The 1,160-nt window shown below is 29.7% G+C and carries 1 pseudogene; it reads left to right on the top strand.

The window, feature by feature from the left end:
• Positions 1-525, top strand: a pseudogene (locus BUB48_RS07385) (IS982 family transposase); the annotation flags it as partial.
• Positions 526-1,160: the final 635 nt, after the last annotated feature.

The following is a 1,160-nucleotide window of genomic DNA, read 5'->3' as shown; positions in this document are numbered from 1 at the left end:
TTTCATAAGACGTTTAAAGGATTCGGTGCTACTTATGGTAAATGTGCATCCAAAAAGGAAACATATCTTGGATATAAACTACACATGCTTGCAACCATAGATGGTTTTATAACAGATGCTATAATTACTTCTGCTAATATTGATGACAGAGCAGCTGCTTGGGATTTAACCAGAAACTATAGCAGTATTACTATGTTTGGTGATAAAGGTTATATAGGTGATGATTTTACTGCAGCCCTAAAAGTTGAAAAAGATATTGATATCTTACCTCTTCAGAGAAGTCGCAGCAAAGTTCAATTCCCTAAAGAATTGAGGCAAAGCATCTTTAGATTAAGGTGAAGGATTTAAACATAAGCATCCCAGCTTGATTGCCAACTCAATATTGAGAGAGTTCTTGCAAAATCCTTTTGGGGCTTACAAACAAGGCTTAAAACCAAACTATTGGCTTATAACTTGTGCTATTACATCAATAAACTTGTAGGCCGTGAGTTACATTCAAGAATCAAAGAGTTAGTATTTGGATAATTAATCCGTATAATATCATCTATCAGGGATTTTATATCCTTATTGATTGGTATAATATTCCTTATAGTAAAATCGAATTAACTAGCACAAGAGGTTAATTAATATTTATTAATGCAAATAACATAAATATACGTAGTGTAAAAAATGAAATTTTGAAATATGAGTAATGTAAATCAAAATAAATTTATAAACCCCCCTTACTTTTAAAAAATTCTTTTTATTATTTAAATTTGGTATCCTTCGTCATTTTATTATTTTATACAATCATATATCTATGACAATCTTTTTATTATATTCTATATATTTGTAGAATTTCCTCTAATTGTGAAATAATTTTATTCTTCGCATCATGTTCTTGATATAATTCTCAAAAATAAAAAATTTTTGAAAAAGACTTCTTTGCCTATACACATTTTAATTCCTTATAGGTAGTCTAGGTACCAATGGTCATATTTCTGTTCTTTGCTGTATTGGTCAGTTTCAATTCCTTATAGGTAGTCTAGGTACGAAAATTCCGGCTTCTTTAAGATATATTACTCTAGTTTCAATTCCTTATAGGTAGTCTAGGTACTTGGGGTTATATACAAATGCGCATTAGTAAAAAAGGTTTCAATTCCTTATAGGTAGTCTAGGTA

The sequence above is a fragment of the Lutispora thermophila DSM 19022 genome (assembly GCF_900142105.1).
Classification (GTDB): domain Bacteria; phylum Bacillota; class Clostridia; order Lutisporales; family Lutisporaceae; genus Lutispora; species Lutispora thermophila.
Note: the sequence above shows the minus strand (reverse complement) of the source record. Positions and strands in the feature narration are given on the sequence as shown.